The organism is uncultured Brachyspira sp. (assembly GCF_949287625.1).
Classification (GTDB): domain Bacteria; phylum Spirochaetota; class Brachyspiria; order Brachyspirales; family Brachyspiraceae; genus Brachyspira.
Genome location: NZ_CASEGO010000021.1, coordinates 36,890 through 45,802 on the forward strand (window position 1 = coordinate 36,890; position 8,913 = coordinate 45,802).

At 25.2% G+C, this 8,913-nt stretch carries 6 protein-coding genes; 3 read left to right on the forward strand and 3 right to left on the reverse strand.

The window, feature by feature from the left end:
- Positions 1 to 25: 25 nt before the first annotated feature.
- The 3 genes from Q1X91_RS05460 to Q1X91_RS05470 form a co-directional block, all read right to left on the reverse strand.
- A complete protein-coding gene (locus tag Q1X91_RS05460) occupies positions 26 to 895 on the reverse strand; it encodes a 50S ribosomal protein L11 methyltransferase (RefSeq protein WP_300754165.1) in 870 nt (289 codons plus the stop codon).
- A 25-nt stretch (positions 896 to 920) separates the two neighbouring features.
- A complete protein-coding gene (locus Q1X91_RS05465; RefSeq protein ID WP_300754168.1) occupies positions 921 to 2,903 on the reverse strand; it encodes a DUF4954 family protein in 1,983 nt (660 codons plus the stop codon).
- Between the two features lie 258 nt (positions 2,904 to 3,161).
- Entirely contained in the window at positions 3,162 to 3,779 is a 618-nt protein-coding gene (locus Q1X91_RS05470; protein ID WP_300754170.1) for a hypothetical protein, read from the reverse strand.
- Positions 3,780 to 4,403: 624 nt separating this feature from the next.
- Between Q1X91_RS05470 and Q1X91_RS05475 the strand changes: the two genes are divergently transcribed.
- From Q1X91_RS05475 to Q1X91_RS05485, 3 genes are all read left to right on the forward strand, one after another.
- Positions 4,404 to 4,769, forward strand: coding sequence for a metalloregulator ArsR/SmtB family transcription factor (locus Q1X91_RS05475; RefSeq protein ID WP_300754173.1), 366 nt, complete (start codon positions 4,404 to 4,406; stop codon positions 4,767 to 4,769).
- The gene (locus tag Q1X91_RS05480) at positions 4,756 to 6,693 is read left to right on the forward strand and encodes a heavy metal translocating P-type ATPase (RefSeq protein ID WP_300754175.1); all 1,938 of its coding nucleotides are present in this window, start codon (positions 4,756 to 4,758) and stop codon (positions 6,691 to 6,693) included. Before Q1X91_RS05475 ends, Q1X91_RS05480 begins: the two co-directional genes overlap by 14 nt.
- A gap of 1,172 nt (positions 6,694 to 7,865) precedes the next feature.
- A complete protein-coding gene (locus Q1X91_RS05485) occupies positions 7,866 to 8,642 on the forward strand; it encodes a hypothetical protein (protein WP_300754177.1) in 777 nt (258 codons plus the stop codon).
- Positions 8,643 to 8,913 lie beyond the last annotated feature (271 nt).

Genomic DNA, 8,913 nt, shown 5'->3' on the forward strand with positions numbered 1-8,913 from the left:
TCCGTAAATTTTTATTGTTTAATGCTTATTGTTTAAGCATTAAAGATACCCAATCATTTTTTGATTTTCTTAAAATAATATTGAGTTTATTTTCTCTTACAGCATTTTTCATAAATGATTCTTTTTCTAATAATATACCTGATAATATTAAAACAGAATCCGTTTTTAATAAAGATTTTAAGTCTGGAAGTATTTCTATTAATATATCAGTTTCTATATTGGCAATAACCAAATCAAATTTAAAATTCATGTTAATTAAATCTTTAGCACTTCCAAGTATAACATTATCTATTTTTATATCGTTATATGAAGCATTATCAAGAGTACAATTAACGGCGTCATTGTCTATATCGATTGAAGTAATATTTCCAGCACCAAGTTTGTATGCAAATAATGATAATATACCGCTTCCGCATCCAATATCAGCAATACTCTTTGATGCTATATCGTTGTTATCAGCATATTCATTAATCATCTCAAGGGCAAGAGAAGTAGTTTCATGAGTACCTGTTCCGAATGCATACTGCTTTGCTATATAAAGAGGATTAGAACTTTCTTCATTATGAAAATCTTTTAAGTTTGGTACTATAGTTATATTTCCAATATCAAAAGGTTTTAAAAACTCTATGTAGGAAGTTAAATATTCCTCTGATTTTAACTGTTTTGTAGTTAAAGTATAATTGGCAATATCTTTTATATTTTCTTCTATTATAGAGAGATTATTTTTTAATATATCTTCTGTTTCATTATATATATTTACTATAGACGAATTGCTGTCATCTATTGGAAACTCTATATTAAAACCCAATATATTTAATTGACCGCTTTCTATAACAGCCTCTATTATATCCTCAAATCCTCTTTCTAATTTTATAGATAATGAATATATCAGCATAACAACTCCAAATATTTTTTATATATTATAATATATTAATTAAATTATTAATATCATTTATTTTATTTTCCATGTCTTTTTTATATTTTACAACGAAAGTATTATCATTAACAGTGCCTCTCACAGCCTCAAAATCTTTTTCCATCATAGTTTTATCATCTATTCCAGCACTAACCATTTTTGCTGTATCATACTCTTTTTCAACATCTTTATAAAATATATCATACGCTTTTTCTAATAATATTTTATGCTTGTCTAATAATTTTTTTATATTATCTTTATTAATACTTTCTATATTATATCTTAATTTAATACAGTTCATAACCCAAGATTTTTCATCTTCAGAGTATATATTGTATAATTTTTCAAACTCTTCAATTAATGCTTTTATATCATTTATTTTATCATTTTCTAAGTCTTTTATTATATTATCAACTCTATCTTTAGCACATATAAGCCCTCCAATATCAGACCAATTATCAAATACATTATTTTTATCATATTCTAAATTTGATATTATCTCATCTATGTTTTTAGAGCTTTTTATATATGAAAGTATTTTGTTATGTAAGTATAAATCTATTGCTGTAGAGTATCTTTTTGAGTATTTATCTAAAGAAGATTTTTTTATTATCATATTTTTGTATGTTAAAAAGTTTTTATCATCATTATATTTTTCTTCTTTAATATTTTTTAATATCTTTTCGGATTTAATCATTCTTGAAACAGTATATGGACTAAACACATCAAATATTATCAAATCTTTTTTATCGCCTTTTCTTCTGTCTCTGTCTTTCCATTTATTTTCATCTCTTGAAAGCCCGACACCGAATAAATTTAATGCAGGTATTAGTCTTGTTTGATGGTATCCATGTTCAGTTATATATGAGAAAGGAAAATCTGAAGCATCAACATTATCATAATGAGCACCTATAACTGTTGAAAAAGCCCCTATATAAGAAGGCCATAAAATATATGAGTTACTTCCAGTTTTGCATCCTCTCTCCATAAAACCATGATGATAAGGTCCTAATTTATACATATGATTGCTTTGATTAGTACCGCTTCCTGCATTAAAAAATGAAAAATGACTTGCTATTAAAAGTGTTGCTTTATGATGCGTAACAGTATAAGGACCTGCAAATATAGAAAACATCTCACCATGCTCGCCTTCGCAGTTTGCAAAAAGAAGAGAATCCTCACAGGAAAACTGCCTTGCAAGTCTTACGCCTTCTCCTATAAAAGCCTTTTTTATTACAGTACTGTCTGTTATGTCTGCACCTTTAAGTACAATAGAATCTTTTAATATAACAGAAGTTCCTATATATGAAGGGCATTCTTTTGTACTGATTATTGTAGTATTATTGATTTCATCGGTATTTTCTATAGTGGTGTATGGATCTATTAATGAGTTTTTTATAAGTCTTGCATTTATAATTTTTGCATATTTTTTAATTTTTCCGAATTTTCTTGTTTTTTGATTAGTATAATTATCTATAATTGAATTAATTTTTTCACGCATTAATTTTTTATGTCTGTATATTGCAACTAAGTATGCTATATGAGAATTAAGCCTATTAAATATTTTAACACTTCTTCCGTCTCCCTCCATAATAGGCGAAGTCTCTACACCGTTACCGAAACTGCTTTTTCCTTCCATATATATAGATCCTGCATTCTCTATTATCACGCCTTTTTCTATTTTGTAATTAGCTATAAATCTTCCTATATTATTTATATACACATTTCCGTTTATAAATACATCTATTAAAGTTGCTCTGTTAATAGAGGCTGGTACTTTAAGTTTTTTATGATATCTGACATTTCCGTTAAGAGAGTTAATTTTTACTCTGCCATGAAACTGAACATCTTTTATTCTGCTTAAATCTACGTTTTTGATTAGTATTTTATCCCAAGACTGAGAAGAACAGCCCTGAGATTTTAGAAAGTTAATCTCTTCGTTGGTAAGATTTCTAAAATCCTTATCCTGTTTTTTAAAAATGTACATAACTAAAAAATTTCCCTTAATATATTATTTATTAATCATTATGTTAACTACATAAAATTGTGTAAATTTTTTGTAAAATCAGAAAATCGTTAAAAAATGAAAAATATTAAAGATTATATATTAAAAGTAAATAATTTGCTATTCTTTATTTAAATAAATTTGATATTAGATATTGACTTTTTTTATTATAGCTTATATTATGAAAATAATTCAATTTTTTGTATGACAGTTATATCTTTGAATAACTAAGATTATATATTATTCAAAAGTAACAGCAGCACCTATACCGTCAGTAACATCTAATTCTATTATGATTTTTCCATCTTTAGCTGAAGAATCAAATTCATATTTTGAATTATCATCTAATAATAAAGTAGCTTCTATAACAGCTTTCTTATTATCATTATTTTCTTTAGCAGGTTCTACTTTATCTATTTTTAATCCAAGTGTTTTTAGTTCTTCAGTTTTAAAAGCAGCTTTTATAGCTGAAGCAGCAGTAGTTCTTTCAAATTTATCTGTTCCTGAAGGATCTTTTTTGTTAGAAGAACCTTTAACTGTTATTTTTAATTCACTACCTGAAAATTTGGCAGATGTAAAAGAAAATTTTCCTTCTTTTGCATTTTCTTTTGTTGTTAATATAACATCTCCTAATGTTTGAACAGCTTTTTCTAAACTATCTTTTGTAACAGATGTTTTTTTTGCTTCTTCTTTACCGTCTGTAGGTGTAGTAGCTGGTTCTTGACCTGAAGGTGTAGTAGTAGTTGTTGTACTTCCTCCTGTGTTTTTTACTGGGTCTGTTGTCTTGTTGTTACAGCTTACTGCTAGTATTGCTGATGCTGCAACTACCAAAAATAATGTTAAAATCTTTTTGTTCATATAGTGAACTCCTTTATAAAATTTTTTTATTATAAACATTATTGCTAATGTTTACTGCTTTAAAAATATTAGAAACTTTTGATATGTGTTAATGGATTATTATGATTTGATTGTTTTTATTTGTAAAGTTTTTTCTTTACTATTTCTGTAATTCAACTTTACAAAGTTTTTTACTAACTTTTTTATCAATGTTTCTAATTTAATCATACTTAAATGCTAGATGGCTTTATGTTTTATGTCAATAGCAGGCAATTATTTTTGTCTAAAAAAAATTATTTTTTTTATTTTTTTTCGATGTGTTTTTTTAGATATTAAAGAAAAAATTGATTTTTCTCTTATCTCTCATAAAAATATATTTTTATTTTTTTCTGATTTTTTAAAAATAATAATCAAAATATATTTTTTTAGCTTGTAAATAAAATATTAAAAAAAAATTCTTGTGTAATTTTTATTTGTTAAACCTGTGAATATACTTAATATTGTTAAATAATGTTTACTTTACTTTTTACACAATTTTTTTGAAAAATAATAAAAAATATAAAAAAAATTTATTTTCTGATATTGACTTAATAGTTATATAAGTATATTATTATATTATAATATACTTATATAAAGGTTAGTCTAATGAAAAAAGAAGATATTATTAATGATGATGACTGCGAAGTTACTTCAGAAGATGAGAATATATCATCACTTATTCCAAAACTTCCCAATGATGAAGAGTTTTCGCTTTTGGCTGGATTTTTCTCTGTGTTTTCAGATCCTACCAGACTTAAAATAATATCAGCATTAAGCGAAAAAGAATTATGTGTGCATGAATTATCATCTTTGCTTGATATGAAGCAGCCTTCTGTTTCTCAGCATTTAAAAATGCTTTGGCAGGCTAGGGTAGTAAAAAAAAGAAAGGTAGGGCTTCATGTATTTTACAGGCTTGATGATGAACATATAGAAAAAATTTATACTTGGGGGTATGAGCATGTTAAAGAATAAAGAAAGGCTTTTATTTTTAATTGAGATTTTTTTAGGACTTGTAGTTTTAGTATTATTATATGCCTTGCATGACAAAATACATGGTATAACAGAATATATTATTTTCTTTATACCATATCTTATTTTGGGAAGAGATGTTTTTAAGAATGCAGCTTTAGATTTTATAAAGGGAAAGTTCATGCGTGAGAGCTTTCTTATGAGTATTGCTACAGTAGGTGCTATTATACTTCATCAGCTTCCAGAGGCTTTGGCTGTACTTATGTTTTATAGGGTAGGTGAGTATTTTGAGGATATGGCTGTTGACAAATCAAAACGCACAATAGCGGCATTAATGGCAATAAGACCAGACTGTGCAAACATTATAAGAGAAAACGGAAATGTTGAAAAAGCTGATATATCAGAGGTTCATATTGGCGATAATATAATAATTAACCCTTTTGAAAAAGTTCCTCTTGACTCTGTTATATACGAGGGTGAAAGCTGGATTGATACTAAGGCATTAACAGGAGAGAGCATGCCTAGAAGTGTTAAGGTTAATGATGAAATTTTAGCGGGTACTATAAACGGAGATAATACTATCAAAGCAAAAGTTGTAAGAGCCTATGGTGAATCATCTATTGCTAAAATACTTAAATTGGTTCAAGATTCTCAAAACAGAAAGGCTAATATTGAGCAGTTTATAAGCAAGTTTGCAGGTATTTACACTCCTATAGTTGTATTTGGGGCAATTTTTCTTACAGTTATACCTGCATTAATATACGGTAAAGAAGTTTTTGCTAATTGGTTTCAGCGTTCTTTAACTTTGCTTGTAGTGTCTTGTCCTTGTGCTTTTATGGTAGGTATTCCTCTAACATATTTTGCTTCTATAGGCAGGGCTTCAAAATTTGGCATAATGGTTAAAGGAGGGGTGTTTTTAGATTTGCTTGCTAAAGCTGATAAAGTGATTTTTGATAAAACTGGTACTCTTACAAAAGGAGAGTTTAGTATAAAAGAAATATACAATACTGGTGTATACGATGATGAAGCTATGATTAAATATGCTGCTTATGCTGAGACAGGTTCTTCTCACCCTATTGCAGTATCTATAGTAGAGCATTATAAAAATCATCATAATGGTACTATAAATGATAGTCTGATTTCATATCATAAGGATATTAGCGGTAAAGGAGCTTCTGCTGTAATAGAAGATAAAGATATACTTATTGGAGGTATTAATTTATTAAAACAAAATAATATCGATACTTCTAATTATAAAGAAAATATTAATGTTCATATAGCTATAGATTCAAAATATGCAGGAGGTTTTTTGATTGATGACAGTGTCAAAGATGATACTAAAGAGGCTATATCATTGTTAAACTCTATGAATATAAAAACTGCATTAATAAGCGGGGATAATATTAATAGAGTTGAAGCATTTGCTAAAGAGATGAACATAAACTCATTTAAGGGCGGTTGTCTTCCCGAAGATAAAGTGAGTGTATTAGAAAGCATGATGAAAGATTCTAAAGCTTCAATATTTGTAGGCGATGGTATCAATGATGCTCCGTCTTTGGCACGTGCTGATATAGGTATAGCTATGGGAGGGCTTGGTTCCGATGCGGCTATTGAGAATGCTGATGTTGTTATTATGGACGATAAGCCTTCAAAAGTTGCTCTTGCTATAAAGCTTGCTAAGAAAAATCATATCGTAGTTTTGCAGAATATTCTTTTAGCATTGATAATAAAATTTGGGGCTATTATATTGGGTGCTTTGGGGCTTGCTAGTATGTGGCTTGCTATATTTGCAGATACTGGTGTTACTGTGATAGTGGTATTAAATGCTTTAAGGCTTCTTTATCCTTTGGGTGAAAAAACTGAAAATATTAATGTTGACACTAAAGTATGTAATATAAAAGTAACTGACTGTGATTGCGGTCATTAATTTATAAATTAAAAAAAATTGTTTAGAGATGTGTATTTTACATATGCATCTCTATTTTTTATTTGACATTAAGTAGAAATTATTATATTATATATTTAATTTCAAGTTAGGAGAATCAAATATGGTGGTAACCGCACCGCACCGCACCGCACCGCACACTATATATAGTATTATTAGTATTGTTTGCAATTTTTTCAATTATATTGAGATATCCAAAAGAAGATAAAAATTATACTAATTTAGATGCAACATACCATACGTTATTGACAGTTAACGCATATAATGAAATTCCTATTAGAGAACATAAATTTTTACCTATAGTAACATTGGATGGGTATAAAAATGTAAGATGGGGATCTACTATACCTGATAAAAATGGAAATTTTTATTATACTTCATTCTCATTTATTGGATATATATTCCCATATTTATTTTTTAAATTATTTAATCTACCAATAACAATATATAGTTTATATTTATTTAATTCTATATTAATGATTATAAGTTGTTTATTATTTTATTATATTATAAATTATTATTTTTCTAGATATATAGATAAAATATTATTATTTATTATGGTTTTTATGTTATATGTTGGTTCTACAGAAGTTATGCATACTCAGGGAGTTCGATCCTGGCATCATTCATTATTTCAAATATTTCTTTTATTGCATATAATATCTTTTATAAATATTAATAATAAATATTTTAAAATACTTTTTTTTATTTTGTTTTTTATTAACCCTTATATAGAGTGGACAGGATACATTTCTAATTTTTCATTTTTTATTTTATATATAGTCAAATTTATAACTTCAAAAGAAAAAAATAATCGTTTATTATATATCAAATATATATTGGTAATATCAATTTTAACAGGTATGTCATTTTTGGTATTTTCATTTCATTATTTACTTAATGTAAATTTTACAGATTATATAAATGCTTTAATATCAAGATTTAAAGCTAGAAACTTTTCTAATAAAACACAACTAAAATGGTTATTTATTGGATATTATAATTCTTATAAAACCATTTTTGGTATTATAATTTTATCATTTATTATCAGCATTATTTTTATTCCTAATACTTTCAAATACTACTTTATAAAATTCAAAAAATACTCTGTATTATTATTTTTATTATTTGCTACTATACTAGAGAATTTTATTATGAAACAACATGCTATATCATATACGTTTGATAGACTTAAAGTAAGTTTATTTTTAATAACTATATTATTGATTATAGTTATACATATTTATAATAATAGTAAAAAATTATTTTTTGTTGTTTTTAATTTTATCTTTATTATTCAATTTTTTAATCTTTTATTATATCAAAATGATAATAAATATAGTTATAATATTGATTATAACTATAATAATGTAATTATATCACAATATATAAAAAATAATTTTAAAGATTCTATTCTATATAATAATATAAATGTTAGAGGATATTTAAATATATTGTTCAATAAAAATATATACGAATTTGGTAATTTCTATGAAATATACTATAGTTTTTTTCAAAATAATAAACCTAATACTTTAATATATATTAAATCACAAAATGCTCCTTGGAATATTTATAAAATAGAAAAATGTGTTGTATTAAAAGATAAATTTGTAAGTATTTTATATATTGATAATTACAAATTAATAGAAAAAAAATATAATATTAATGATATCGTTTGGTTATATAATTTTTCTGATAAAAATTGGATAAAAGGAATTTCAAAATATGATAATAAAACATTATTATTTTTGAATAATTCTAATAATCAAATATTACTAAATAAAAATATTTATTTAGTAATAAATCAAAATAGATATTTAATAGATGATGCTAGTATACATGGTTTATATATACATGTTAAACTCAAAGAAAATATAGATGTAACTTCTATACAAGAATTTGATCCAATTGTTATTGGTAACTTTTAACAATTGGATCATAATTATTAAAAGTTTTTGTATAATATTATGCATATAAATAATAGTATGTATTATAAATGTTATAATCTGAAAATAATAAAGAAATAATATTTTTAATTTTAATATATATCATAAAAAATTATTTTTGAAATATATATTATAAATAACTAAATGAACAAATATTTTGCACGGGTTCCATACATATTGCATTTAAGTATTCCTTAATTTCTTAAAGTATAGCATAGGAGTATCATAATTTAAAGTAGAATGTATTCTTTTA

Coding starts and splice junctions, on each gene's coding strand:
- Q1X91_RS05470 (WP_300754170.1), bottom strand. CDS start 3,779: ATGAACAAAAAGATTTTAACATTATTTTTGGTAGTTGCAGCATCAGCA.
- Q1X91_RS05460 (WP_300754165.1), bottom strand. CDS start 895: ATGCTGATATATTCATTATCTATAAAATTAGAAAGAGGATTTGAGGAT.
- Q1X91_RS05485 (WP_300754177.1), top strand. CDS start 7,866: ATGAAACAACATGCTATATCATATACGTTTGATAGACTTAAAGTAAGT.
- Q1X91_RS05475 (WP_300754173.1), top strand. CDS start 4,404: ATGAAAAAAGAAGATATTATTAATGATGATGACTGCGAAGTTACTTCA.
- Q1X91_RS05480 (WP_300754175.1), top strand. CDS start 4,756: ATGTTAAAGAATAAAGAAAGGCTTTTATTTTTAATTGAGATTTTTTTA.
- Q1X91_RS05465 (WP_300754168.1), bottom strand. CDS start 2,903: ATGTACATTTTTAAAAAACAGGATAAGGATTTTAGAAATCTTACCAAC.